Annotated in this window: 23 protein-coding genes and 2 tRNA genes; 12 read left to right on the top strand and 13 right to left on the bottom strand. The window is 74.5% G+C overall.

What is annotated here, in order from left to right; genetic code table 11:
• Window positions 1-39 precede the first annotated feature (39 nt).
• On the top strand, window positions 40-855 hold the full coding sequence (locus O7603_RS12800; protein ID WP_281575930.1) for an isocitrate lyase/phosphoenolpyruvate mutase family protein: 816 nt from the start codon (window positions 40-42) through the stop codon (window positions 853-855).
• Between the two features lie 102 nt (window positions 856-957).
• On the opposite strand, the gene O7603_RS12795 is transcribed toward O7603_RS12800, so the two are convergent.
• Window positions 958-1227 carry a DUF6458 family protein gene (locus tag O7603_RS12795; RefSeq protein WP_281575929.1) on the bottom strand — a complete coding sequence of 90 codons (270 nt, stop codon included), beginning with the start codon at window positions 1225-1227 and terminating at the stop codon, window positions 958-960.
• 153 nt (window positions 1228-1380) lie between these two features.
• Between O7603_RS12795 and O7603_RS12790 the strand changes: the two genes are divergently transcribed.
• A tRNA-Gly gene (locus tag O7603_RS12790) sits at window positions 1381-1453 on the top strand.
• Window positions 1454-1503: 50 nt separating this feature from the next.
• Window positions 1504-1578, top strand: a tRNA-Val gene (locus O7603_RS12785).
• 25 nt (window positions 1579-1603) lie between these two features.
• Here the strand turns inward: O7603_RS12785 and O7603_RS12780 are convergent.
• Window positions 1604-2461, bottom strand: coding sequence for an alpha/beta hydrolase (locus O7603_RS12780; RefSeq protein WP_281575928.1), 858 nt, complete (start codon window positions 2459-2461; stop codon window positions 1604-1606).
• Window positions 2462-2661: 200 nt separating this feature from the next.
• Here O7603_RS12780 and O7603_RS12775 point away from each other — a divergent pair, with 200 nt between their 5' ends.
• Window positions 2662-3666 carry an NAD-dependent epimerase/dehydratase family protein gene (locus O7603_RS12775; RefSeq protein ID WP_281575927.1) on the top strand — a complete coding sequence of 335 codons (1005 nt, stop codon included), beginning with the start codon at window positions 2662-2664 and terminating at the stop codon, window positions 3664-3666.
• Window positions 3667-3860: 194 nt separating this feature from the next.
• Here the strand turns inward: O7603_RS12775 and O7603_RS12770 are convergent, their stop codons facing one another.
• Window positions 3861-4832 carry a nitroreductase gene (locus tag O7603_RS12770; RefSeq protein WP_281575926.1) on the bottom strand — a complete coding sequence of 324 codons (972 nt, stop codon included), beginning with the start codon at window positions 4830-4832 and terminating at the stop codon, window positions 3861-3863.
• 257 nt (window positions 4833-5089) lie between these two features.
• On the opposite strand from O7603_RS12770, the gene O7603_RS12765 reads away from it, so the two are divergent.
• A complete protein-coding gene (locus O7603_RS12765; RefSeq protein ID WP_281575925.1) occupies window positions 5090-5728 on the top strand; it encodes a response regulator transcription factor in 639 nt (212 codons plus the stop codon).
• A 129-nt stretch (window positions 5729-5857) separates the two neighbouring features.
• Here O7603_RS12765 and O7603_RS12760 read toward each other — a convergent pair whose 3' ends face one another.
• The 5 genes from O7603_RS12760 to O7603_RS12740 form a co-directional block, all read right to left on the bottom strand.
• Complete coding sequence (locus O7603_RS12760; protein ID WP_281576678.1) at window positions 5858-7486, bottom strand: GAF domain-containing sensor histidine kinase; 1629 nt, start codon at window positions 7484-7486, stop codon at window positions 5858-5860.
• 135 nt (window positions 7487-7621) lie between these two features.
• Window positions 7622-8701: a nitroreductase family protein gene (locus O7603_RS12755; protein WP_281575924.1), complete on the bottom strand. Its 1080-nt coding sequence runs from the start codon at window positions 8699-8701 to the stop codon at window positions 7622-7624.
• A 70-nt stretch (window positions 8702-8771) separates the two neighbouring features.
• The gene (locus O7603_RS12750) at window positions 8772-9659 is read right to left on the bottom strand and encodes a universal stress protein (protein ID WP_281575923.1); all 888 of its coding nucleotides are present in this window, start codon (window positions 9657-9659) and stop codon (window positions 8772-8774) included.
• Window positions 9656-12058, bottom strand: a complete 2403-nt coding sequence (locus O7603_RS12745; RefSeq protein ID WP_281575922.1) for a phosphoketolase family protein — start codon at window positions 12056-12058, stop codon at window positions 9656-9658. The genes O7603_RS12750 and O7603_RS12745 overlap by 4 nt, the downstream gene beginning before the upstream one ends.
• Before the next feature lie 124 nt (window positions 12059-12182).
• Window positions 12183-13013, bottom strand: a complete 831-nt coding sequence (locus tag O7603_RS12740; RefSeq protein WP_281575921.1) for a universal stress protein — start codon at window positions 13011-13013, stop codon at window positions 12183-12185.
• Between the two features lie 149 nt (window positions 13014-13162).
• On the opposite strand from O7603_RS12740, the gene O7603_RS12735 reads away from it, so the two are divergent.
• The 7 genes from O7603_RS12735 to O7603_RS12705 all read left to right on the top strand — a co-directional run bounded on the left by O7603_RS12735 (window position 13163) and on the right by O7603_RS12705 (window position 19594).
• Window positions 13163-13399: an HTH domain-containing protein gene (locus O7603_RS12735; protein WP_091590425.1), complete on the top strand. Its 237-nt coding sequence runs from the start codon at window positions 13163-13165 to the stop codon at window positions 13397-13399.
• Window positions 13399-13980, top strand: coding sequence for a Clp protease N-terminal domain-containing protein (locus O7603_RS12730; protein ID WP_281575920.1), 582 nt, complete (start codon window positions 13399-13401; stop codon window positions 13978-13980). Before O7603_RS12735 ends, O7603_RS12730 begins: the two co-directional genes overlap by 1 nt.
• A 107-nt stretch (window positions 13981-14087) precedes the next feature.
• Window positions 14088-15092 carry a diacylglycerol kinase family protein gene (locus O7603_RS12725; RefSeq protein WP_281575919.1) on the top strand — a complete coding sequence of 335 codons (1005 nt, stop codon included), beginning with the start codon at window positions 14088-14090 and terminating at the stop codon, window positions 15090-15092.
• Window positions 15085-16086: a YihY/virulence factor BrkB family protein gene (locus O7603_RS12720; RefSeq protein WP_281575918.1), complete on the top strand. Its 1002-nt coding sequence runs from the start codon at window positions 15085-15087 to the stop codon at window positions 16084-16086. The genes O7603_RS12725 and O7603_RS12720 overlap by 8 nt, the downstream gene beginning before the upstream one ends.
• Before the next feature lie 81 nt (window positions 16087-16167).
• On the top strand, window positions 16168-17658 hold the full coding sequence (locus O7603_RS12715; RefSeq protein WP_281575917.1) for a phosphatase PAP2 family protein: 1491 nt from the start codon (window positions 16168-16170) through the stop codon (window positions 17656-17658).
• Between the two features lie 7 nt (window positions 17659-17665).
• Window positions 17666-18466, top strand: a complete 801-nt coding sequence (locus O7603_RS12710) for an endonuclease/exonuclease/phosphatase family protein (RefSeq protein ID WP_281575916.1) — start codon at window positions 17666-17668, stop codon at window positions 18464-18466.
• Window positions 18467-18496: 30 nt separating this feature from the next.
• Window positions 18497-19594, top strand: a complete 1098-nt coding sequence (locus O7603_RS12705; RefSeq protein ID WP_281575915.1) for a hypothetical protein — start codon at window positions 18497-18499, stop codon at window positions 19592-19594.
• Between the two features lie 409 nt (window positions 19595-20003).
• Here the strand turns inward: O7603_RS12705 and O7603_RS12700 are convergent, their stop codons facing one another.
• The 5 genes from O7603_RS12700 to O7603_RS12680 all read right to left on the bottom strand — a co-directional run bounded on the left by O7603_RS12700 (window position 20004) and on the right by O7603_RS12680 (window position 25351).
• Window positions 20004-20966, bottom strand: a complete 963-nt coding sequence (locus tag O7603_RS12700) for a TIGR03557 family F420-dependent LLM class oxidoreductase (protein WP_281575914.1) — start codon at window positions 20964-20966, stop codon at window positions 20004-20006.
• 118 nt (window positions 20967-21084) lie between these two features.
• Entirely contained in the window at window positions 21085-21405 is a 321-nt protein-coding gene (locus O7603_RS12695) for a multidrug efflux SMR transporter (RefSeq protein WP_281575913.1), read from the bottom strand.
• A gap of 11 nt (window positions 21406-21416) precedes the next feature.
• Window positions 21417-22688 carry a sigma-70 family RNA polymerase sigma factor gene (locus tag O7603_RS12690; protein ID WP_281576677.1) on the bottom strand — a complete coding sequence of 424 codons (1272 nt, stop codon included), beginning with the start codon at window positions 22686-22688 and terminating at the stop codon, window positions 21417-21419.
• 3 nt (window positions 22689-22691) lie between these two features.
• Window positions 22692-23084 (bottom strand): YciI family protein, encoded by a 393-nt coding sequence (locus O7603_RS12685; RefSeq protein WP_281576676.1) that lies wholly within the window; start codon window positions 23082-23084, stop codon window positions 22692-22694.
• Window positions 23085-23221: 137 nt separating this feature from the next.
• Window positions 23222-25351: an alpha-galactosidase gene (locus O7603_RS12680; protein ID WP_281575912.1), complete on the bottom strand. Its 2130-nt coding sequence runs from the start codon at window positions 25349-25351 to the stop codon at window positions 23222-23224.
• Window positions 25352-25566: the final 215 nt, after the last annotated feature.

Genomic DNA, 25566 nt, shown 5'->3' with positions numbered 1-25566 from the left:
ACATTACTGCTTCCGCCGGGGCCGTCCGAGACTTGCCGGGTGACTGAACACCACACCCGAGCTGAGCTCTTCCGATCCCTGCACACCCCCGGGTCGCCGCTGGTCCTCGTCAACGCCTGGGACGCGGCCAGCGCCCGGATCGTGGCGGCCGCCGGCGCCCGCGCGGTGGCCACCACCAGCGCCGGCGTCGCCTGGAGCCTCGGCGCGCCGGACGGCGACGCCCTCGGCCGTGACGCCGCCGTCGATCTCGTACGCCGGGTCGCCGCCGCGGTGTCGCTGCCGGTCAGCGCGGACATCGAGTCCGGGTACGGGGCGACTCCGGCGGAGGTCGGCGCCACCGTACGCGCGATCGTCGCCGCCGGCGCCGTCGGCGTGAACGTCGAGGACGCCCGGCGCGACGCCGGTCCGCCGCTGCGGGACGTGGCCGACCAGTGCGCCCGGATCGCCGCCGTGCGCGCGGCGGCGGACGCGGCCGGTGTGCCGCTCTACGTCAACGCGCGGATCGACACGTTCCTCGGCGGTGCCGGGGGCGTCGACGAGACGGTGGCCCGGGCCAGCGCCTACCTGACGGCCGGCGCGGACGGAATCTTCGTGCCGGGGGTGGTCGACCCGGCGACCATCCGTGACCTGGTGGCGGCGGTGCCGGCGCCGGTGAACGTGCTGGCCGGGCCGGGCGCCCCGACGGTGTCCGAGCTGGCACGGCTGGGGGTGGCCCGGGTGAGCCTGGGCTCGTCGGTCGCGGAGGCCGCGTACGGGGTGGCGCGGCGGGCGGCGGACGAGGCTCTGGGCGCCGGCACGTACGGCGCGCTGGCCGATGCGCTCGACTACGGCGCGCTCAACGCCCTGATGCGCTGAGCCGACACGGCCGGGGCCGGCCACCTCGGGTGAGGTGGCCGGCCCCGGCGGGCGGTCGGGCCGCGGCCGTCCAGCTCCGCCGGCCGGCGCCGGCGAGCGGAGTCACAGCGGCGGGGCGACGTCCCGGCGCTCCTCGACCCGGCGGTACTCCACCGGCTCCTCGACCCGGCGGTACTCCACCGGCTCGCTGGTGGTGACCACCTCGCGGCGGCGGCGGCCCCAGATCATCGTGGTCATGACGAGGCCGAGCACGCCGGCCGCCATGAGGATCCAGCCGACGACGTCGAGGTTGATGCCGCCGAGGCTCGCGTCGAGCGCGAAGGTGAGGATCGCGCCGACCGCGATCAGGAAGATGCTGGTACCGATACCCACGACAGCCTCCTTCTCCTGGGGGATGTGGTGCGCTGTCGAGGACCTCTGTACCCCGACGGTGACCAGCGCAACCACGCGGGCGGCCGGGTGCCGTGCCCGGGCGATCTTGGCATCGGGTAGAGTTCATCCGTCGCCGGCGAACGCGGGCGGCACGCGGACGTAGCGCAGTTGGTAGCGCATCACCTTGCCAAGGTGAGGGTCGCGGGTTCGAGTCCCGTCGTCCGCTCGCGAACCGCCCGGCATGACACCCGGATCTCCGGGTGGGGCGGCCACCACGGGCGATTGGCGCAGTGGGAGCGCGCTTCCTTGACACGGAAGAGGTCACTGGTTCAAACCCAGTATCGCCCACCATCGATGTAAACGGGGCGGATCGGGCTCAGCGGGAGGCCGCCGACCGGACCCGTTCGTACCCGCCGTTCCACCAGTCGAGCACCAGCGCCACGTACTCGTCCGGGCGTTCCTCCCAGGTGAAGTGTCCCGCGTCGAGAAGGTCGAGCCGGCTCGCGGGCAACCGCTCGTGGAGGAACTCGGCGTTGGCCGGTGGCACGGCCGGGTCGTGTTCGCCGGCGATGATCTGGACCGGCGTCCGCAGCTCGGGTAGGGAGTCGCGCAGGATCGGCAGCTCGGTGGGGTAGGTGCGGACGTAGCGCATGGACTCCACGAACCGGTCGCCGTCGTACCCCGAGAGGTAGTCCTCGCGTACGTCGTCGGGAATCTCGTACCGCTTGATGGTCCCGAGCGTGGCGCCGAGGACAGTCCGCGGGTCCAGGTCGCGGAAGTGGTCGAGGTCCGGGTTCTCGACCCAGTCCTTGAGCGCCCCGCCCAACTGGAGGGGGACCGCCGCGCCTCCGCTGCCGACGACGAGACTCCGCAGCCGGCCCGGATGCCGGGCGGCGGCGAAGAGCGCGGACGCGGTGCCGACGTCCGGGCCGATGACGTGCGGCGCGTCGAGCCCGAAGGCGTCCGCCACGCGTACGACGAAGTCGCCCATGGCCCGCGGGGACAGCAGGTCGTCGCGGCGCTCGGAGTGCCCGAAGCCCGGCAGGTCGATGGCGACCAGATGGGCACGTTCGGCCAGCCGCGCCCACATCTGCTGGAAGGCGAACAGGCTCTCCGGCCACGGGTTGAGCAGCAGGGCGTGGTCGTCCCGATCCGCGCTCTCGGCGTACCGGATCGACACGCCGTCGATGTCGCGGAACCGCGGGCTGATGGTCTGGCTGGCCGAAAGGGTCATGGCGGAACTCCTCTCTGCGCTGGCTGGTCGACGTGCTCTGCTCGTCAGGGCGACCGTAACAACGGGCCCTGGCCAGGGCGTCCGTTTCCGCCGGACGGGTCCTCCGTTCGGCAGCCGACGGTGCGCTGTCTGCTGTCGGCAGATCCGCTCAGCGCTGAACACGGTTCCGCGTCTCGTGGACGCGCGGCACTGTGGAGCCCATGAGGCTGCTGGTGCTGGGTGGTACGGGATTCGTGGGCGGGGCGACGGTCGCCGAGGGGGTGCGCCGGGGCTGGTCGGTGACGGTGTTCAACCGGGGAGTGCACGGCGCGGCGCCGGACGGCGTACGGCGGCTGCGGGGTGACCGGACCGCACCCGGCGGTCTGGCGGCGTTGGCCGGCGGTGAGTGGGACCTGGTGGTGGACACCTGGGACGGCGCGCCGCGGGCGGCGTTCGACGCCGCCCGCGCGCTGGTCGCCTCGGTCGGGCACTACGTGTACGTGTCCAGCGGCTCGGTCTACGCCCACCCGGTCGAGCCGGGCTCGGACGAGGACGCGCCGGTGGTCGACGGCGCCGCGGACGACGAGGACGGCGACTACCCGCGGAACAAGGCGGGGGCCGAGCGGGCGGTCCGGGCGGTGTTCGGCGATCGCGCGCTGCTCGCCCGGGCCGGGCTGATCCTCGGCCCGGGGGAGGACATCGGCAGACTGCCGTGGTGGCTGACGCGGGTCGCCCGGGGTGGCGACGTGCTGGCGCCCGGCCCGGTCGACCTGCCGCTGCAGTACATCGACGTGCGCGACCTGGCGTCGTGGCTGCTCGACCAGGGCTCGGCGGGGCTCGGCGGCGCGGTCAACGTGGTGAGCCGGACCGGGCACGCCACGATGGGCGAGCTGCTCGACGCGTGTGTCGCGGTGACCGGGGCGGACGCCCGGCTGCGCTGGTCCGCGCCGGAGCCGATCCTGGCCGCCGGCGTGATGCCGTGGAACGACCTGCCGCTCTGGGTGCCGCCGGGCCACGAGTACCGCTGGTTGCAGGAGCGCGACGTCACGCGCGCCTACACCGCGGGGCTGACCTGCCGGCCGGTGGCCGAGACGGTCGCCGACACCTGGCGGTGGCTGCGGGAGGTGGGCACCGTGCCGCCGCGGGCTGGGCGTCCGGCCCGGGCCCCGGTCGGCCTGGACCCGGCGCGGGAGGCGGCCCTGCTCGCCGCCACCCAGGCCGCCTGACCGCCCCGGGCCACTCCGGCTCGACTGCTGACCGCCCCGGGCCACTCCGGCTCGGCTGCCTGACCGCGCCGGGCCGCCGCGGGCGCGCGCGAGCCGGCGGGCCGACCGACGGGGGCGGTCCGCCGGCGTCGACGGCGGAGGCCGTCTGCCTGCGCCGGCTCCGCAGGGGAGTCCGCCGGCGCCGACGGCGGGGGTCAGTGGGGCACCGGCAGGTCGAGCACGTCGGCGACCGGGCGGCGTGGGGTCGGTCCGCCGGGCTGGCCGTAGCCGACGCGCATCACCATCTGCGGCGTACCGAATCGGCCGAGCGACAGCCGCAGCTGCTCGCGCGCCGAGGGCACCTCGATCGGCTGGGACAGCATCGACACGCTCAAGCCGGCGTCGGTGGCGGTCAGCAGCACCCGCTGCAGCGCCTGCCCCGCGACCACCTGGTCGATCGCGGTGTTGCCGGTCGAGCCGAGCACCGCCACCAGCGGCTCCGGTTCGAAGTCCCGGCCGGGCGCCCGGTCCCGTCCGCCGAACCCGCGGGACGGCAGCGGGTCGTGCGGCTCGCCCCGCGGTCCGCCCGCCGAGGCGGGCACCCCGTCGGGAGCGTCTCCGGCGCGGACCCATTCCTCGCGTTCGGCCCGGTACGCCGGGTCGCGTTCGAGCACCCGGTGGGCGCCGCGGGCGATCTCGGCGAACGCGGCGACGGCGCTCACCCCGATCAGCAGCTCCAGCCAGCACTGCTCGGCCCGGGCCGCCTCGCCGAGCCGCCAGCGGGCGTCGGCGGGCACCGGGTTGGGCCAGAACGGCGCGCGGTTGCTGAACCGGCGGGGAATCGCGGCATACAGGGACTGCTCGGCGGGCGTCGGCCGGCGTGGGGTGTCGGGGCGCAGCCGGGCCAGCACGTCGGGCTCCGCCGGGTGGGGACGCAGCCGGACCGTGGCGGGCGTGCCGGCCACGGCGAGGGCGAGCCGCAGGTTGAACAGCGCCGCCCCGCAGGCGATCCGGACGCCCCAGCCGCTCGGGTCGGTGGCCGTCAGCCGGCGGGTGGGGTCGGCCAGCACCTCGATCGCGCCGTCGCGGAGCCGGAACCGCCACGGCTGGGTGTTGTGCAGGGAGGGTGCCCGGACGGCGTCCGTGGCGGCGGCCCGCAGCTGCGCGGTGGTGTAGCCGGTCTCCATGGCGGTGCTCCTTCGCAGCTCGTCGAGCTGGTCGACCGGGCCGGCGGTGGTGCGCCGGTCGGCTGGTTCAGTTCCACGGTGCGCCGGGGGCGACGGGCGCGGGCAGGGCCGGACGTCCCGTCCCACCGGGACCGACCGACCCGCCGCCGGTCATCGGGTCGGAGACCTTCGGCCCGTGCGGTGTCGCGCGGCGGCGGGCGGACGGGTCGGGACCTTCGGCCCGTGCGGCGCGGGGCGGCGGCGGGTAGAAACGAGGGATGATCCGGGTGTTCCTGCTCGACGACCACGAGGTCGTCCGCCGTGGCCTTGCCGACCTGCTGACCAGTAGCGGCGACATCGAGGTGGTCGGCGAGTCCGGCTCCGCGGCGGAGGCGGCGCGCCGGATTCCTGCGCTGCGCCCGGACGTGGCGATCCTCGACGCCCGGCTGCCCGACGGCAACGGCATCGACGTGTGCCGGGACGTGCGCGCCGTCGACTCCACCATCAAGGGGCTGATCCTGACCTCGTATGAGGACGACGAGGCGCTGTTCGCGGCCATCATGGCGGGCGCGGCCGGCTATGTGCTGAAGCAGATCCGCGGCACGGACCTGGTCGACGCGGTCCGCCGGGTGGCGGCCGGTCAGTCGCTGCTCGACCCGGCGATCACCACCCGGGTGCTGGAGCGGATCCGCAGCGGGGTGGAGCAGCCCCGGGAGCTGAAGTCGCTCACCGACCAGGAGCGCCGGATCCTGGAGTACGTGGCCGAGGGGCTCACCAACCGGGAGATCGCCGGGAAGATGTTCCTGGCGGAGAAGACGGTGAAGAACTACGTCTCCAGCGTGCTGGCCAAGCTCGGCCTGGAACGTCGCACCCAGGCCGCCGTGCTGGCCACCCGCCTGCTCGGCCAGCGTCCCTGACCCACCGCGCGGCGCCCCTGCCGGCGTGGACTCGCCGATCTGCACTTTCCGCCCCTGAAATGCCCCTGCTCGCCCCTTTTGCCGGGGCACAAACTGCAAGATCGCGGGGAGGGGGAGGGGAGCGCGCGGTCAGGGCAGGGGGACGGACCAGTGCAGCTCGGTGCCGTGCGGGGTCGCCGCGCGTACCTCGAACCGGCCGCCGTGGCGGTCGGCGCGCTCGCGCAGGTTGACCAGGCCGCCGCGGGCGGCCGCCGGGTCGCAGCCCACCCCGTCGTCGGTCACGGTCACCGACACCTGGCCGGCCGCCACCCGCACGGCGACCGTCACCCGGTGCGCCTGCGCGTGGCGTACCGCGTTGGACAGCGCCTCCCGGAGCACGGCGGTGAGTTCGGGGCGCAGCGCGTCGGGGACGGCGCTGTCGATCGGCCCGGTCAGCTCCAGGCCGGGCCGGAAGCCCAGCGACTCGGCGGCGACCTCGACGGCGTCGCGGATCTCGCTGCGCAGCGCGGCGGTCATCGGGGTGCGCAGCTCGAAGATGGTGCGACGGATGTCCTTGATCGTGGCGTCCAGGTCGTCGACCGCGGCGTTGATCCGCTTGGCCACCTCGGGCTTGACGCTCATCGGCGCCGCGCTCTGCAGTTGCAGGCCGGTGGCGAACAGCCGCTGGATCACCACGTCGTGCAGGTCCCGGGCGATCCGTTCGCGGTCTTCCAGCACCACCAGCAGCTCGCGCTCCTCCTGGCCGCGGGCCCGCTCCATGGCCAGCGCGGCCTGCCCCGCGAAGCTGCCCAGCAGGGCCACGTCGTCGTCGGTGGCGTCGCCGCGCCGCTCCGTGCCGTGCGCGATCACGAGGACGCCGTGCAGGGTGTCCGCGGTCGTCAACGGGGCGATCACCGCGGGCCCGGTGCGCAGCAGCGCCGGCCAGGGCGCGGCGTGGGCAAGGTCGTCCACCTGGTCGTGCCGGCCGTCGGCGGCGGCCGCGCCGAAGCTGGTCTCCGCGGCGGGCAGAACGGTGCCGGCCAGGGCACGGGTCGACTTCTCACCGCCGTCGACAACCTCGACGGTGAAGGCGTCGGCCTCGGGGTCGTACAGCAGGACCAGGGCCAGCTCCGCCTCGGCCACCTCGCGGGCCCGCCGGGCCACCAGCGTCAGGGCGTCGGTGCGGCGCACCTCGCCGAGCAGCACCGAGGTGATCTCGGCGGTGGCGGCCAGCCAGCGTTCCCGCCGGTTGGCCAGCGCGTAGAGCCGGGCGTTCTCGATCGCCACGCCGGCCGCGGCGGCGAGCGCGACGACGATCTCCTCGTCGTCCTCGGTGAACTCCGCGCCGCCCTGCTTCTCGGCCAGGTACAGGTTGCCGAAGACCCGGTCGCGGATGCGGACCGGTACGCCGAGGAAGCTGTGCATCGGCGGGTGGTTCGGGGGGAAGCCGTAGGAGCGGGGGTGCTGCGTGATGTCCGGCATCCGCAGTGGCCGCGGTTCGTCGATCAGCAGGCCGAGGACACCGCGTCCGTGTGGCAGGTCGCCGATCTTCGCGTGCAGCTCGGGCGAGATGCCGTGCACGATGAAGTCGTGCAGCATCCGGTCCGGCCCGACCACGCCCAGCGCGCCGTAGCGGGCGCCGACCAGCTCGCAGGCCGCCTGCACGATGCGTTGCAGGGTGCTGCGCAGGTCGAGGTCGGTGCCGATGCCGACCACTGCGTCGAGCAGGGCGCGTAGCCGCTCCCGGCTGGTCACCACCTCGCCGACCCGGTCCAGCATCTCCTGGAGCAGCTCGTCGAGGCGGACCCGGGACAGCGGGCTCAGCCCGAGCGACGGCCTCGGGCGGGACTCCGGCCGGGGGTGCGGGGTGCTGCTGGCCACGGGGCGATGCTATCGCCGTGGCGGCGCGACCCGTCAGCCGTGCTCGCCGCGCACCGCGGAGGTGTCCACCACCTGCTCGGTGGGGAGCCGTGGGGTGTGCGGCGGACCCGCGTGCGTCGGGTCCACGATTCCCAGCCGCAGCGCGAGGAACGGGAAGCCGAGCCCGGCCAGCAGCTGACGCAACGTCTCACGGGTGCCGTCGACCTCGACCACGCCGCTGAGCGGCACCATCGAGACGCCGAGCCGGGTGGCGGTGAGCCAGGCCGAGGAGAGCGCCTCGCCGGCGCGCAGCCAGCTGTCCGGCTCGTCGTCGTCGCCGAAGAGCATGGCGTACACGGCCGCGCGGTCGTGCCCCGGGCCGACCGGCAGGCTGCCGGGGCGCCCGAAGTCGCGGGTCGGCACGGTGGTCTGCGGCGCCTCCGCGGGCAGCACCTCCGGCGTCAACCCGGTGCCGGTGCCCGCCCGGTTGGTCCAGTACGCCAGCTCCTCGCGGGTCTCCGGATCCTCCGCCTCGACCGTCGCGGCGCGCGAGGCGGCGGCGGCCAGCTCCATCACCTGATCGGAGTCGAGAATCTGCCATCTGCTGCCCTCGGCGGCGACCGCGTGGGTGATCTCCTCGATCGCGCTGCGCGGCACCGGCTCCTCGCTCACCGGCCGGCGGTCGGTGTGCCGGACCCGCATGCACTGCACCAGCCGCATCGCGCTCGGGTCCGCGTCCGTGCGGGAGAAGCCGGTCAGCCGGGCCAGCAGATCCGGCTGGTCGGCGTCGGGCAGCCGCTCCACCATCGCGGTCCAACCCTCGGCCGCGAGCGCCACCCGGGCGTGGTGCAGGCCGATGCCGCAGCTGAGCACGAGCAGCCGCGCCTCCGGGTCGGCGGCGGCGAGCTGCCGGCTGCGCGCCATCCGCAGCTCCAGCGCGTCGGGCAGCACCCGCCACTGCCAGGGCTGGGTGTTGTGCACCGAGGGGGCGTGACCGGCGGTCGCGGCCGCCTCGGCGAGCGCGGTGGTCAGCGGGCGGTCCGCCGCCGGGGTCTGCTGGCTCATCGTCAGGACCTTTCGTCTGCGCCCATCGTGACCCACCGCGGGGCCGCGCGGGCCGGGTTGCCGGTTCATCGTCCGCCATCGCACCGGCCGGCGCACGGTACGGAGGTCCCGCGGCCACGGGCCGTTGGGCCCCCCGGGGTCAGCGCTCCCGCACGACCGCGATCGGGCAGAGCGCGTGCTGGATGAGCTGCTGGCTGACCGAGCCGAGCAGCATGCCTCGCAGCCCGCCGCGGCCCCGGCTGCCGACGGTCACCAGCTGCGCGGAGCGGCTCGCCTCGACCAGCAGCGACGCCGGGCTCCCGGCCACCACGTCGACGGTGACGGCCAGTTCCGGGAAGGTCTGCCGCCACGGGGCGAGGGAGTCCTCCACCGCGGCCCGCTCCGCCGCCACGGCCTCGTCCTGCCCGGTCGCCGGCCCGCCGCCCTGCCACGGCGGGCCCGGGGGTGACCAGGCCCGGACGACCCGCAGCGGCGCCCGGCGCTGCGCGGCCCGCTCGACGGCGAAGCCGAGGGCCACGAGCGACGGGTCGGAGCCGTCGACCCCGACCACCACCGGCCCGTCCGGGGGCGCGGCGGGCGCGGCGCCGGACGGCGTACGGACGACCACCACCGGGCAGTGCGCGTGGGCGGCGACGGCCACCGCGGTCGAGCCGACGAGCAGGCCGCCGAACCCGCCGTGGCCGCGGCTGCCGAGCACCAGCAGGGCGGCCCCCGCCGACCGTTCCTGGAGCAGCAGCGCGGGCGGGCCGTCGAGCACCTCGCCGGTGACGTCCAGGTCCGGGTGCGCGTCGGCGGCGTCGGCCGCGGCTCGGCGGACCAGCTCCTCGACCTCCCGCCGGGCGGTCTCGTCGGGCCAGACGCCGGGGGCCACGCCCGGACCGAGCCAGCCGACCACGGTGATCCACTCGAAGACGTACGCGAGCCGGACGGGCTGGCCGCTGCGGCCGGCCTCGTCCAGCGCCCACGTCAAGGCGAGCGCGGCGTCCGGGGAGCCGTCGTAGCCGACCAGGATGTGGTCGCCGCTCATTGCCCGCCCCGTAGGCCCGGCTCGGTCTCGCGGATCCACCGCCACTCGGACACGCGGGGGTCGTCCTCGCCGTGCTCGCGGGTGTAGTCCCGGCAGGCCTGCCGCAGGTCGACCATCTGCTGGCGGAGGTGGGCGGCGCGGGCGGCCAGCCCCGGCACCCGGTCGATGACGTCGATGACCAGATGGAAGCGGTCCAGGTCGTTGAGCATCACCATGTCGAACGGCGTGGTGGTGGTGCCCTCCTCCTTGTAACCGCGGACGTGCAGGTTGTCGTGGTTGGTGCGGCGGTAGGTGAGGCGGTGGATCAGCCACGGGTAGCCGTGGTAGGCGAAGATCGTCGGCCGGTCGGCGGTGAAGATGGTGTCGAACTCGTTGTCCGGCAGGCCGTGCGGGTGTTCGGTGGGCGGCTGGAGCCGCATGAGGTCGACCACGTTGACCAGGCGCACCTTGAGGTCCGGCAGGTGCCGGCGGAGCAGGTCCGCGGCGGCCAGCGTCTCCAGCGTCGGCACGTCGCCGCAGCAGGCGAGCACCACATCCGGTTCGCTGCCCTCGTCGGTGCTGGCCCACTCCCAGATGCCCAGGCCGCGCCGGGTGTGCTGGATCGCCTCCGACATCGTCAGCCAGTTCGGGGCGGGCTGCTTGCCGGCCACCACCACGTTGATGTAATGCCGGCTGCGCAGGCAGTGGTCCATGGTGGAGAGCAGGGTGTTGGCGTCCGGGGGCAGGTAGACCCGGACCACCTCGGCCTTCTTGTTCACCACGTGGTCGATGAAGCCCGGGTCCTGGTGGGAGAAGCCGTTGTGGTCCTGCCGCCAGACGTGGCTGGAGAGCAGGTAGTTCAGCGAGGCGAGCGGCTGCCGCCACGGGATGCCCCGGGTCACCTTCAGCCACTTGGCGTGCTGGTTGACCATGGAGTCGACGATGTGGATGAACGCCTCGTAGCTGGTGAAGACCCCGTGCCGGCCGGTCAGCAGGTAACCCTCGATCCAGCCCTGGCACAGGTGCTCGGAGAGCACCTCCATCACCCGCCCGTCGGGGGAGAGGTGGTCGTCGCCGGGCATGCGCTCGGCCACCCAGGCCCGGTCGGTGACCTCGAAGGCGGCGCCGAGCCGGTTGGAGGCGACCTCGTCGGGGCCGAACAGGCGGAACGTCTGCGGGTTGGCGGCGATCACGTCGCGGATCCAGCCGCCGAGCACACCGGTGGCGCCGGCCATCGGCTCGCCGGGCCGGGGCACGTCGATGGCGTAGTCGCGGAAATCGGGCAGGACGAGGTCCCGCAGCACGAGCCCGCCGTTGGTCACCGGGTTGGCGCTCATCCGTCGGTCCCCGGTGGGCGGCGGGGCGAGCACGTCGGCGACCGGCGCGCCGGTGGCGTCGAACAGCTCCTCGGGCCGGTAGCCGCGCAGCCAGGCCTCCAGTTCGGCGAGGTGCGCCGGGTTGGTGCGTACCTCGGCCAGCGGCACCTGGTGTGACCGGTAGGTGCCCTCGACGGGGGCGCCGTCGACCTCCCGCGGGCCCGTCCAGCCCTTCGGCGTCCGCATGATGATCATGGGCCAGCGGGGGCGTTCCACGGCGCCGCCGGAGCGCGCCCGGCGCTGGATGGCCGCGATCTCGTCCAGCGCCCGGTCCAGGGTGGCGGCGAGGGTCTGGTGCACGCGTGCCGGGTCGTCGCCGGCGACCACGTACGGCTGGTAGCCGTAGCCGTGCATGAGTTCCAGCAGCTCCTGCTCGGGGATCCGGGCGAGCACCGTCGGCCCGGCGATCTTGTAGCCGTTGAGGTGCAGGATGGGCAGGACCGCCCCGTCGCGGGCCGGGTTGAGGAAGACGTTGGAGAGCCAGCTGCCGGCAAGCGGGCCGGTCTCCGCCTCGCCGTCGCCGATCACGCAGGCGACCACGAGGTCGGGGTGGTCGAACGCGGCACCGTACGCGTGGCTCAGCGCGTACCCCAGCTCGCCGCCCTCGTGGATCGAGCCCGGCACCTCCGCCGCCACGTGGCTGGGGATGCCGCCGGGGAAGGAGAACTGGCGGAACAGTCGGGCCATGCCGGCCTCGTCGCGGTCGATGCCGTGGTACCGCTCGCTCCAGGTGCCCTCCAGCCAGGTGTTCGCCACGATGGCCGGGCCGCCGTGGCCGGGGCCGGTGATGAACATGGCGTTCAGGTCGCGGGCGACGATGACCCGGTTGAGGTGGGCGTAGAGCAGGTTCAGCCCGGGGCTGGTGCCCCAGTGGCCGAGCAGTCGGGGCTTGATGTGCTCGGGGGTCAGGGGCTCGCGCAGCAGGGGATTGCCGAGCAGGTAGATCTGCCCGACGGTGAGGTAGTTCGCCGCCCGCCAGTAGGCGTCGAGGCGGCGCAGCTCGTCGTCGGTCAGCGGGCTCTGCAGGTCGAGAGCGGTGTCCATGGTGACTGAGCCTCTCGCGGTTGGGGGACTGCTGCATCCGGAAGCGCGGATTCCTTCCGGCCGGTCCAGCCTGGCCGGCGCGGCCGGGCGGGTTCAGGGCCGTTGGTCCCGGACCGGGTGGCCGTTACGCCCCGTGCGGGGCCGTCCCGGTCACGCCGCGGACCACGATCACCGGCGCCGGCGCGTGGTAGAGCAGGGACTGCGCCACGGCGCCGAGCATGCCCCGCCCCGGTTCGTCGCCGCGGGCGGCGACCAGCGCCACCTGCGCCGAGCGGGACTGGTCGATCAGGACGATGCCGGGGTCGCCGCGAATGGTGTGGCACTCGGTGAGCACGTCGGGGTGCCGGTCGGTGTGCTGGGCGACGACGGCGGCCAGTTCCCGGCTGGCGTCGTCGACGGACGCGCCGGCGTCGACCACCCGGACGGCGAGCAGCCGGGCGCCCCGGCGAGCGGCGCAGGTGAAGGCCCAGTCCAGCATCGCGTGGGAGCTGGACGAGCAGTCGACCCCGACCAGGACTGGGCCCTGCGGCGGCGGTTCCGAGCGGGCCACGAGCACCGGGCACCCGGCGCGGGCGGCGAACTGCACGGGGAGAGCATCGGGGCGTACGCAGTCCTCGCAGTCGGCCATCCCACCGTCGCCGACGGCCAGCAGGAAGGCATGCTCGGCACGGCGCAGCAGGACGGGCACGGTGGCGCCCTCGGCGATCTCGCCACTGACGGTCAGCTCCGGCTCGACGTCCCGGGCCAGGTCGTTGGCCCGGGCGATCAGGTCCTCGGCCTCGTCGCGCGACGCGGCCACGGTCTCCGCCTCGAACGCCACGTTCCAGTCGAAGGCGTGCACCAGGTGCAGCGGCCGGCGATGGGCGGCGGCCTCCTGTGCGGCCAGCCGGACCATCGGGAGGTCGCGGTCCGAGCCGAGGCCGACCAGCACCCCTGGGCCGGCGGATGCGGCCATCCGACATCACCTCCCGGGCGTCGCGCCCGGCACGACCACGCTCCCTCGACCGAGGGTAGTCGGGTGACCGCGACGGCGGGCCGGATCGCAGCCACCGCCCGTGTCAACAGGGGTTGACACGGGCGGTGCTGTCAACGTATGTTGACAGCATGAGTCAGGCGACGGAACTCGCGGCGGCCGCCGGCAGCACCGACCCCCGGGTCGGGCTGCGGGCCGTCCGCGCGCTGCGCCGGCTACTCGAGCGACTCGAGGTCGTCCAGGTGGACAACGCCCGCCGACAGGGTTGGTCCTGGCAGGAGATCGCCGACGCGCTCGAGGTCAGCCGACAGGCGGTCCACAAGAAGCACGCCGGGCGACCGGCGGTCCCCACCTCCTGGGAGGCGTGATGTTCGAACGGTTCACCGACCGGGCCCGCGAGACCGTGCGCCGGGCGCGTGACGAGGCCCGGGCCGAGGGGCGACGGCCGGTGGGCACCGAGCACCTGCTGCTGGCCCTGCTCGCCGACGAGGCGAGCCTGGCCAGCCGGGTGCTGACCGAGGCCGGCGTCAGCGCCGACGACCTGCGGGGCCGGATCCGGCGCCACACCGCCGACGGCGGGGCCGGCCTCGGCGACGCCGACGCGGCCGCGCTGCGGGAGATCGGCATCGACCTGGCCGCCATCGTCGCCCGGATCGAGGAGTCGTTCGGCCCGGACGCGCTGCGCGAGGCGGTGCCGGAGCCGCGCCGCCGCTGGGGCCGGCGGCGCCGGTACGCCGGCGGCCCGTTCTCCCCGCGCTCCAAGAAGGTGCTGGAACTGTCGCTGCGCGAGGCGCTGCGGCTGAAGCACCGCCACATCGGCACCGAGCACATCCTCCTCGGCCTGATCCGCGAGGGGCACGGTCTGGCCGCGCTGGTGTTGACCGAGGCCGGCGTCAACCTCGACGACCTGCGCCGCCGGGTGGAGGTCGCGCTGCGCGCGGCGGCCTGAGCGGAGACCGGCCACCACGGCGGCCCGGTTGAAACCTGTCTGTGGCACTTCCGACGCCGCGTTCGCGGCGACTCGCTGAACCGTGCGGGTTGCTGCACACTGACGCCGTGGATGCAGGACAGGACAGGCGGCCCGCGGGCGGCGACGGGGGGCTGCGCTCCGCGGTGGTGGTCAACCCGGTGAAGGTGGCCGATCTCGACGAGCTGCGGCATACGGTGACCGACACCCTGGCCGCCGTCGGCTGGCCCGAGCCGCTGTGGTTCACCACGACCGTCGAGGACCCGGGCCGTGGCCAGACCGAGGAGGCGGTCCGGGCCGGGGTCGACCTGGTGTTCGCCTGCGGCGGCGACGGCACCGTGATGTCCTGCGTCAGCGCGCTGGTCGGCACCGACGTCGCGCTCGCCGTGCTGCCCCAGGGCACCGGCAACCTGCTCGCGGCCAACCTCGGCCTCTCCAACGACCTGGCCGCCGGGCTCCAGGTGGCCGTCGAGCGGGGCCGCCGGCTGCTCGACGTCGGCGAGGTCGACGGCCACTACTTCACGGTGATGGCCGGCATGGGCTTCGACGCCCAGATGCTCGCGGCCACCAGCGAGACCACCAAGGCGCGCATCGGCTGGCCCGCGTACGTGGTCGGGGCGGCGCGGCACCTGCGCGACCGGCCGATGCGGGTGTCGATCCGCGTCGACGACCGTCCGCCGGTACGCCGTCGGGCCCGGTCCGTCCTGGTCGCCAACGTGGGCCGGTTGCAGGGTGGGATGCGGCTGCTGACCGGGGCCGAGCCGGACGACGGCTGGCTGGACGTCGCGGTGCTCACCCCGCGTACGCTGCGCCACTGGGCCGAACTCGGCTGGGCGGTGATCCGCCGCCGCGGCCGCGTGCCGCGGATGGAGGTGTTCCGCGGCCGCCGCGTCGTCATCACCGCCACCCGCACCCAACCCCGGGAACTCGACGGCGACCTCATCGAACCGAGTCGCCGGCTGCGCGCCGTGATCCGGCCCCGGGCGCTCTGGCTCTGCGTGCCGCAGCCCGAACACGCGCCGGACCTCGCCGTCGACGCGGAGCGCGCCGCCGAGCGCGGCGAACGCCTGGTCGAGGAGGCGCGCCGTGAGTAGCACCCGCATGGTGCCGGAGACCCGGCTGATGGCCGACGAGGAGCTCTCCGCCGACGACGCCTGGCACACCCTGCGCCGCGAGGGCGGCTGGCACCTGCTGCGGGACGCGTTCATCCGGTTCCGCTACGGCGACGGGTTCAGCCACTCCCGCGCGTTCGCGCTGCAGCTCTGCCTCGCCGTGGTGCCGTTCCTGATCGCCCTCACCGGTTTGATCAGCGAACTCGGCGTGGAGGAGGGCGGCCGGGTCGTCGCCGACACGGTGCTGGCGCTCACCCCCGGCGCCAGCGAGCCGATGGTGGCCGAACTGCTCGGCGAGGGCGAGCGCGTCGAGGACGCCGGTGAGCTGGCCCTCACCCTCGGTCTGATCACCGGCCTGGTCGCCCTCACCACCACCATGGCGCAGATCGAGCGGGGCGCCAACCGGATCTACGGCGTCGAGCGGGACCGCCCCGCGCAGTTCAAGTACCTGCGGGCCGCCGTCCTCGCCGTCACCGCGGGCGTGCCGGCGCTGACCGGATTCCTCATCCTGGTCGGCGGCGGGCCGATGGGCGACTCCGTGCAGCGGCACTACGAGTGGGGCGAGTTCGCCAACGGCGTCTGGGACGTGGTCCGCTGGCCGCTGAGCCTGGGCCTGACCGTGCTCGCCGTGGCCGTGCTGTTCCGCTACGCCCCCCGGCGCCGGCAGCCCGGCCTGTCCTGGCTGTTCTTCGGCGCCGGCATCGCCACCGCGCTCTGGTGGCTGACCAGCCTCCTGCTCGCCGCGTACGTGAGCCTCAGCGACGCGTTCGGCCAGACCTACGGCGCGCTGACCGGGATGATGGCCCTGCTGCTCTGGGCCAACCTCACCGGCATGGCGCTCTTCGGCGGGCTGGCCTTCGCCGCCCAGCTGGAGGCGGTGCGCATCGGCGTGCAGGAGCCGGCCCAGCCGGACCTGTGGGAGCCCGAGACCGCCCGCGCGGAGGTCTTCGACACCGGGGAGATGACCTCCCTCTGACCCCGGCCCCGGCCGCCTCCGGTGTACGCACCCCGCCGATCGGGTAAAGCGCCTCGCCAGGGACGACGAGGGAGGTGCGGGGTGACCGCGGTCAAAGAGGTGCTGCGGCGTCCACTCGGGCATTTCACCGAGCGCAGCGTCGCGGGGCTGGTGGCCGTCACCGGCGCCGGCGTCGCCTTCGGCCTGCTGCTGATGCTGGTCCGGTTCCGGTGGAGCCCGTTGCAGGACGCCGACCACGCGGTCGCCGAGTGGTTCAACGACCTGGTCGCCCCGCACGGCCCGCTGGTCACGGTGCTCCAGGCGGTCACCGATCTCGGTGGGCGGCCGATCCTGATCTGGCTGGTCACCATCGCCGTGGTCGGGCTGCTGATCCGCCGCCAGCCCCGGTTGGCCGTCTACCTGATCATCACGGGCGTCGGCGGCCTGATCCTCGACCCGTCCCTCAAGACGCTGGTCGGCCGGCTCCGGCCGGTGGTCGACGTGCCGGTGGCCAGCGCGCCGGGCAACAGCTTCCCCAGCGGGCACGCGCTCGGCTCGTTCGTCGCGTACGCGGCGCTGGTGCTCGTCTTCCTCCCGGCGCTGGCGCCCCGCTGGCGCAAGCCGGCCATCGCCCTCGTCGCCGCGCTGGTGGTGCTGATCGGGCTGACCCGGATCGCGCTGGGCGTGCACTACGTCTCCGACGTGCTCGCCGGCTGGCTGCTCGGCGCGGCCTGGCTCGGCGTCACCGCGTACGCCTTCCGGCTGTGGCGGCGGGAACGCGGTCGCCCGGTGCCGCCGCTCACCGACGGGCTGGAGCCGGAGGCGGGGCACGACATCGCCCCCGCCCCGGCCGAGGAGCACGTGCTGGAGCACCCCCGCTCCAGCATCGCCGAGCTGCTGGTCGGCTGGGTGCTGGTCTTCGGGGCGCTCTACGGCTTCGGCATGTTCGTCAGCTACCACGCGGAGGGGACGTTCCTGGCCACCCTCGACACCGAGGTGCCGCGCTGGTTCGCCGAGCGACACAGCGACGTGCTGACCGAGGCGAGCTGGTGGTGGAGCAAGTTCGGCGACACGCACGCGATCCTGCTGATCTCGCTGGTGTTCTGCCCGCTGGTGCTCGCGGTGTGGCGGCGCTGGCGGCCGGTGCTCTTCGTCGCGCTGGCGATGGTCGGCGAGCTGACCCTCTTCCTCGCCTCCGCCCGGGCCGTGGACCGGCCCCGCCCGCCGGTGGAGAACCTGGACGGGCCGATGCCCACCTCCTCCTTCCCGTCCGGGCACATCGCCGCGACCATCTGCATCTGGCTGGCGATCGCCGTCATCGTTCTGCCCCGCACCGACCGCTGGTGGCGCTGGCTCTTCGTGGCGCTGGCGGTGGTCATGCCGGTCGGCGTGGCCGTCTCCCGGATGTACCGGGGCATGCACCACCCGACGGACTTCATGGGCGCGATCCTGCTCAGCGCGCTCTGGATCGGGCTGCTCTACTGGGTGATCCGCCCCAACGCCGACGTGCACGAAGGCAACCGCCCCAGCATCGAGTCGGAGGACGTGCACACCCTCGACGACGAGCTGGCCCGGGCCGGCCGACCGGACTGAGCACACCGTGCTGCGGGTGATGACCTGGAACATCCGCACCGGCGGTCGGGACCGGGGCGGGCCCGACCGGCGGGACGCGATCGTCGAGGTGGTCACCGCGCAGCGCCCCGACGTGCTGGCGCTCCAGGAGCTGCGCGGCTTCGACGCCGCCGGCGTGCTGGACGGGTTCGCGGACCGGCTGGGCCTGCGCCCGCAGTTGGCCCGCAGCTGTTTCGGGCAGCCGGTGGCGGTGCTGGTCCGCCCGCCGCTGCGTACCGTCTCGGCCGGCCCGCTGCGCCGGCCCTTCCACCACGCCGCCGCCCGGGTGGTGGTCGCCACCGACGCCGGGCCGCTCACCGTGCTCGGCACCCACCTCAACCCGTATTCCGGCGGCTGGCGCCGGATCGAGGTGGACTGGCTGGCCCGGGCCGTCCGCCGGGCGCCGGGCGACCTGACGCTGCTCGGCGGCGACCTGAACGCGCTCGACCCGGCGACCGACCACACCGCGCGGCTGGACGGGCTGCCCCCGGCGTACCGGCGCCGGCACCTGCGGCGAGACGGGCGCACCGTGGACACCCGCGCGGTGGCCGTGCTGCTCGCGGCCGGCCTGGTCGACCTCTACCGGGCGGCCGGCGGGCCGGACGAGGGGCTGACCGTGCCCACCCGGCACGGTGGCGCCGAGTTCAGCGGCATGCGGCTGGACTACCTGCTGGGCAGCCCGGCGCTCGCCGCCCGGGTGCGGGACTGCCGGGTGGTCCGCGGCGGTCCCGCGGACCGCGCCTCCGACCACTATCCGCTGGTGGCCGATGTGGACCTGGGTCCGGCCTGAGCCGTTGTCCGATCCGGCTACCGTGGCGGCGTGACCGACACCCCCACGGTCCGCCCGGCGCTGCCCGACCCGGTCGGCCGGCCGGCCCACGCCGTACCCGCCCCGCACACGGCCCGGCACACGCCGCAGCCCGCGGCGGCCCCACCGCCGCTGGTCGCGGCGGTCGCCCGGGGCATCGCGCTGGTCGTGGTGCTCCCGGTACGCCTGCTCTGGGAGCTGGTCGCGGCGACCGGCCGGCTGCTCGACCGCCACCTGCTCAGCCCGACCGGCCGGTTCGTGCACCGGTGGCTGCTCCGACCGCTGGTGTGGGTGGCGCGCACGCTGCTCTGGATTCCGCTGGTGTGGGTGGCCCGCACGCTGCTCTGGCTCCCGTTGGTCTGGGTGGCCCGCACGCTCGTGTGGCGCCCGTTGGTGTGGGTGGCGCGCACGCTGGTGTGGCGCCCGTTGGTCTGGCTGGCGTACGGGTTGGCGTGGGTGGTCCGGACCCTGATGTGGATTCCGCTCGTGTGGGCGGCGCGAACGCTGGTGTGGCGTCCGCTCGTGTGGCTGGCCTTCGGGCTGGCTTGCCTGGTCCGCACGCTGCTCTGGATCCCGCTGGCCTGGGTGAGCCGGACCCTCGTCTGGTGGCCGCTGGTTCGCGTCGGGCGGGGGCTGGCCTGGCTCGCCGACCACCTGCTGGTCCGCCCGCTCGCCTGGCTGCTCGGCGTGCTCACCCCGGCCGGCCGGGCGCTGTGGCGCGCGGTCGCAGCGCTCGCGAAGGCGGTCGCGGCGGTGTTCGCCTGGCTCGCCCGGGGCGCCGGCCGGGGGCTCCTGGCAATCGGCCGGGCGGTCGTCGACGCCCTGCGCTGGGCCTGGTGGGCCGCGGGACGCGTGCTCCGGCTCTGCTACCGGCTACTGCTGCGGCCGATCGGCCTGGGGCTGCGCTGGCTGTGGCGGCACACCGTGCTGCCGGTGGCCCGCGCCGTCCGGGCGGCGTGGCGGGTGACCGTCCTGCCCGTGGCGCGGGGGATCCGCGCGGCCTGGCGGGCCACCGTACGGCCGGCGGTCAGCTGGACCCGCGAGTCGGTGCTCGAACCGGCCCGGCTGGCGTCCCGCGAGGTGCTCACCGCGCTCGGCCTGCGCCGCTGACCCCGACCACCGGCCCGCTGCCCGACGGCCCGGACTGTCAGAGCACCAGGTTGACCAGGACGGTGAGCACGATCGAGGCGAGGAGCGAGAAGAGGATCATCAGCAGGCAGCCGACACCGCCACCGAGCGGACGGATCTCCGTGTTGCCGATGCGCATGGAACTCCCTGCCCTCGTCTCCGATGCCGGTGACCGCGACGGGCGCGGCGGGTGCCTACCGCGTGTCCTTTGGAGCTGATAGCGCCAACGACTCACTCGGTCGTGCGAGCACGCGAACGTCTCACCCAGTCGCGCGATGACGCGAACGACTCAGCTCCACAGGGCCCGAGACCCATCATCGCCGGGCGCGCCGGTCCGCGCGGCTGGTCGGGCGCAGGCCGCCGGCGTCGCCAGGGGCCGGGCCGGCAGCGCTCACAGTTGGCGCAGCCGGGGGAGGAGCTGCTCCTGGGCCCAGTCCAGGAACATCGGCTGGCTGTCGCCACCCACCTGGACGATCGCCACGTGGGTGAAGCCGGCGTCGACGAACTTCTTGAACGCCTCGACGTGCCGGTCGACGTCCGGGCCGCAGGGGATTCCGGCGGCGGCGTCCTCCTCGCTGACGAACTGGCTGGCGGCCGTGAACGCCTCCGGGCCGGGCAGGTCGGCGTTGACCTTCCAGCCCAGCCCGAACCAGCGGAACTGGTCGTGCACGATCTTGCGGCAGTCCGCCTCGTCCGGGCCGTAGCAGATGGCCACCTGGCCGTAGCGAGGCCGGCCGGCCCCGCCCGCGTCGTCGTAGAGCTGGATGATCCGGCGGTCCGGCTCGGTGGAGATCATGCCGTTGCCGTACTCGGCGGCGAGGGTGGCCGACTGCGGACCGGAGGCGGCGACCGCCATCGGCACCGGCTTCTCCGGCCGGTCCCAGACGTACGCGTCCGGCACGTCGAAGTGGTTGCCGGAGAAGGTCAGCGTCTCGCCGTTGAGCAGCGGACGGATGATCTGCAACGCCTCCTCGAACATCTCGTGCCGCTGCTGCACGTGCGGCCAGCCGCCCACCACGTGTTCGTTGAGGTTCTCGCCGGCGCCCAGGCCGAGGGTGAACCGGCCGTCCGAGAGCACACCGACGGTGCTGGCCTTCTGCGCCACCACGGCCGGGTGGTAGCGGCGGATCGGGCAGGTCACGAAGGACATCAGCTCGGCCCGGCTGGTGGCGTGCGCGACCGCCCCGAGCACCGACCAGGCGTACGGGGAGTGCCCCTGCGAGTCCAGCCAGGGGTAGTAGTGGTCGGATGTGACCAGGTGGTCGAAGCCGGCGGCCTCGGCGCGTACGGCGTGGTCGACCAACTGCTTCGGGCCGGCCTGCTCGCACAGCAGGGTGTAGCCGACGTTGACCATCGTGGTTTCTCCTTCCACCGGCGGGTCATCCCCGAATACCCCGGACGGCCCGGGTCAACCGTCCGCGTCCGATTCCCGCCCGGCGGGCGGAGGCGCGCCACCGCAGGTGGCGGACGGGTCAGTGGGCGCCGTTCAGGTTCACGATGACCACCCCCGCGATGATCAACGCGATGCCGGCGAGCTTCACCGCGCCGACCGGTTCGCCGAGGAACACCGCGCCGATCGCCACGATCGTCGCCGTGCCCAGCCCGGACCAGAGGGCGTACGCGACGCCGACCGGAATCTCCTTCACCGCCTGCGACAGCATCACGAAGGCCACCAGGTAGCCGCCGAGACAGGCGACGGTGGGCCAGAGCCGGGTGAACCCGGCGGTCGCCTTGAGCAGGCTGGTGGCCATCACCTCCGCCGCGATCGCGATGCCCAGCAGCACGTACGCCATGTGATCCCTCGTCAGTCGTCGGTCGGTCCGGGATCGGCGGCGGCCAGCCGCGCGGCCCGCATGGTCAGGTAGCGCTGCTCCGGCAGGCTGTTCGTCCGGCCGGCCGCGGCTCGGTAGTCGGCCACGGCGCGCGCCCGGTCGCCGGCCATCTCGTGCAGGTGCGCCCGGGCGGCGTGCAGCCGGTGGTGCCCGGCCAGGCGGGGGTCGTCCGCCAGGTCGGCCAGGGCGGCCAGGCCGGCGGCCGGGCCGTGCACCATGGCGGTGGCGACCGCCCGGTTGAGCGCGACCACGGGGCTGCCCGACTGTCCCTCCAGGACCTCGTACAGGGCGAGGATCTGCGGCCAGTCGGTCCGCTCCGCCGAGGGCGCCTCGTCGTGCAGCGCGGCGATCGCGGCCTGGATCTGGTAGGGCCCGACCGGGCCGCGCGGCAGCGCGTGGGTGACCAGGGCGATGCCCTCGGCGATCGCCGCCGCGTCCCACCGGCCGCGGTCCTGGTCGGCCAGCGAGATCAACTCGCCCGACGGCCCGGTCCGCGCCGGGCCGCGCGCCTCGGTGAGGAGCATCAGTGCCAGCAGCCCGGTGGTCTCGCTGTCGTCGGGCAGCAGCGCGTGCAGCGCGCGGGTGAGCCGGATCGCCTCCGCCGACAGGTCCAACCGATGCAGATCGGGGCCGGCGCTGCTGGTGTGCCCCTCGGTGAAGATCAGGTAGAGCACGTGCCGGACGGCGGCCAACCGCCCGTCGCGCTCCGTGCGGTCGGGCATCCGGAAGGGCACCCCCGAGTCGCGGATCCGCTGCTTGGCCCGGCTGATCCGCTGGGCCATCGTGGCCTCCGGCACCAGGAAGGCGTGGGCGATCTCGGCGGTGCTCAGGCCGCCGACCGCGCGCAGGGTCAGCGCGATGGCCGACGTCGGCGAGAGCGCCGGATGACAGCAGAGGAGGAGCAGGACCAGGGTGTCGTCGCGCTCCGCGGTCAGCTCCTCGTCCGCCGGCCGTGCGGTCTGCCGGTCGTCCGGCTCGCGCCGCGTCGCGAGGTCCTCCCGCCGCCGCCGCGCCACCTCGGCGCGGACCAGCTCGATCATCCGGCGGTACGCGACCTGGATCAGCCAGCCGCGCGGGTTGGCCGGCGTCCCCTCGGCCGGCCACTGGGTGGCGGCGGCCAGCAGCGCCTCCTGGACCGCGTCCTCGGCGGTGGTGAAGTCACCGAAGCGGCGGGCGAGCACGCCGAGGACCTGCGGCGCCAGCTCGCGCAGCAGGTCCTCGGTGCGTCGGTCGGTGGTGGCCAGGCGTCACAGCTCCTGCGGCGGCGCGGACATCACCGGGTGCACCTCGATCGGCATGTTCAGGGGCCGGCCGCCGGGCCCGGGCGCGGTGGAGATGTGCGCGGCGATCTCCACGGCCCGCTCCGCGGTGTCGCAGTCGACGATCCACCAGCCGGCGAGGAACTCCTTGGTCTCCGCGAACGGCCCCTCGGTGACCACCGGCGCGCCGTTCGCCCCGGCCCGGACGATCCGCGCCTGCTGCGGCCCACCCAGGCCCTCGCCCTGGACCCACTCGCCGTCGGCGGTGAGCTTCGCGTTGACCTCACCCATGAACGCGATGTGCGCCTGGATCTCCTCCGGGCTCCACGTGTCGATCGTCGGGAAGTCGGCCCCGGCGGCGCTGAACTGCATCAGCAACATGTACTTCACGGTCTGCTCCTCACGCCTGCGCACCTCATTCTCGGTGCTCTCACCCTGAGGTAGAAGCCGGCCGCGCCGTCCTCGACATGCCCGGCCGAGAATCTTCGAGAAATTTCGGCCGGGCATGCCAACAAGGGTCAGTCGACGGCGGTGACCTCGATGAGCAGCGCCTGTTCCGGGTGCAGCGCCGGCAGTTGCAGGCCCACCGCGGCCAGGGCCGCCCCGGTCAGCGTGGCCCCGTCCGCCAGCCAGGCCGGCGCCGTCCGGTCCAGCGTCGCCGGTCGCGGCACCTCGGCGGGCGGCCGGACGGCGTACCGGCGGCGGCTGTCCAGACCGGGCAGCCGGACCGCCCCCGGCACCTGGGCCACCGACGTGGCCAGCCGGCTCACCGCGTACACCGCCTGGGAGCCGTCGTGCGCGACCACGCCCTGCGCCCACACGGCCGGGTCGGGGTGATCGACCCGAATCGTCCGACCGGTGTGCACCAGGGGCCGGAGTCGCTTGTGGAGCGCCACCCAGCTGGCCAGCTCGGTACGCTCCGCCGGGCTGATGGAGGCGATGTCCCACTCGATGCCGTAGTGACCGAAGAACGCGCTGGTGGCCCGGAAGCCCAGGTCGTGCACCCGGTGCGTGGTGTGCGAGCGCTCCGGGCCGATATGGCTGCCGACCAGCTCCGGTGGGAGCAACAGCCCGGTCCAGCGCTGGATGGCCAGCCGTTCCAGCGCGTCGTTGCAGTCGCTGGCCCAGACCCGGTCGGTGCGGGCCAAGATCTCCAGGTCGACCCGGGCGCCGCCGGAGGCGCAACTCTCGATCTCGACGCCGGGATGCCGGCGGCGCAGCTCGTCCAGGAGCCGGTAGACCGCCGCGGTCTGCGCGTGCACGCCGGGCCGTCCGTGGTGACCGGCCTCGGTGAGGTCCCGATTGTGGTCCCACTTCAGGTACGCGATCCCGTCGTGCTCGTTCAGCAGCGCGTCCAGCCGGTCGAGCACGTGGGCGTACGCGTCGGGGTGGGCGAGGTCGAGCACCTGCTGGTTCCGCCACTCGGGCGGCAGCCGGCCGGGCACCTGGAGCAGCCAGTCGGGGTGGGCGCGGAACAGGTCGGAGTCGGCGTTGACCATCTCCGGCTCGACCCAGAGCCCGAACTGCATTCCGTGCTTGCGGACGTGGTCGATGAGCGGGTGCATCCCGTCCGGCCAGACGGCCTCGTCGACCCACCAGTCGCCGAGCCCGGCCCGGTCGTGCCGGCGGCCCCGGAACCAGCCGTCGTCGAGGACGAAGCGTTCCACGCCCACCTCGGCGGCCCGGTCGGCGAGGCGCGTGAGCCGGTCCAGGTCGTGGTCGAAGTAGACCGCCTCCCAGACGTTCAGCGTGACCGGTCGCGGGCTGCGCGGATGCCCCGGCCGGGCCCGCAGGTGGGTGTGCAGGACGTCGCTGAGCCCGTCCAGCCCCTCGTCCGACCAGACCGCGTAGAGCACGGGAGTGGCGTACGACTCGCCGGGGGTGAGCACCACCTCGCCGGGGGTGAGCAGCTCGCCGCCGCCGAGGGTGGCCTCGCCGGTGGGGCGGCGTTCGGCGAAGGTGACGTGGTCGCCGCTCCACGCGGTGTGCACGGCCCAGACCTCGCCGTGCCCGAAGCCGAACCCGGCGGATCCCGCTACCAGCAGCAGCGTGGCGTCGTGCCCGGTACGCCCGTGTCGGCCCTCGCGTACCCAGGTGCCCATCGGCCACGGGTGCCGCTGCGGGGACCGTTCCCGACACCACCGGCCGGTCAGGTCGAGCAGTTCGGTGGCGACCGCCGGCACCGGCAGCACCGGGGTCAGCTCGCGCAGTTCGTACGGGCCGTCCCCGTCGTTGCGCAGCCGGTGCCGGAGCAGCAGCAGGCCGGTCGGGTCGAGGGTGAGCTCGACGGTCAGCGCCAGCCCGGCCGCGGCGTCGGCGGCGCGGACGACGACCCGCACGTCGTGACCGGGAGTGTCGTCGACCTCGACGCCGTCGAGCCGGAACGCGGTGGCCCAGTCCGCCCGCCCGCGGTGCCCGGCGAGCGCCGGCCGGCCGCCCCAGCCGGCGCTCGCCTCGGGCAGCAGGGTGAGCGCGGTGGGGGCGTCGAAGCTGCTCGGCACCAGCGGCGGGACGGTGGCCGCGGCGAGGTGGCGCAGGCCGTCGTCGTCGAGGTCGCCGACGTCGGCGCCCCAGTGCACCACCCGGGGCAGCCCAGAGCCGCGCGCGTCGAGCACCAGGCTGGTCCGCGCGCGGCGCAGGTGGACCATACCTCCGCTAGCGCCACGGTCTGGTCCTTCGGCCGTTGCGTCGATGGGCGATGGTAGTGACCTGATGACCGCTCACCTCTCTAGGGAATGTCGTACCTGGTTGATAGAACGGGGGCGTGGTTGAGGTGGTGAAGCGGGCGTACAAGTACCGCTTTTATCCCACTCGCGAGCAAGCACAACAGCTCAATCGAACGTTCGGTTGCGTCCGCCTGGTC

The organism is Micromonospora sp. WMMD812 (genome assembly GCF_027497215.1).
Lineage (GTDB): Bacteria > Actinomycetota > Actinomycetes > Mycobacteriales > Micromonosporaceae > Micromonospora.
This window is presented reverse-complemented; position numbering and strand designations above follow the sequence as displayed.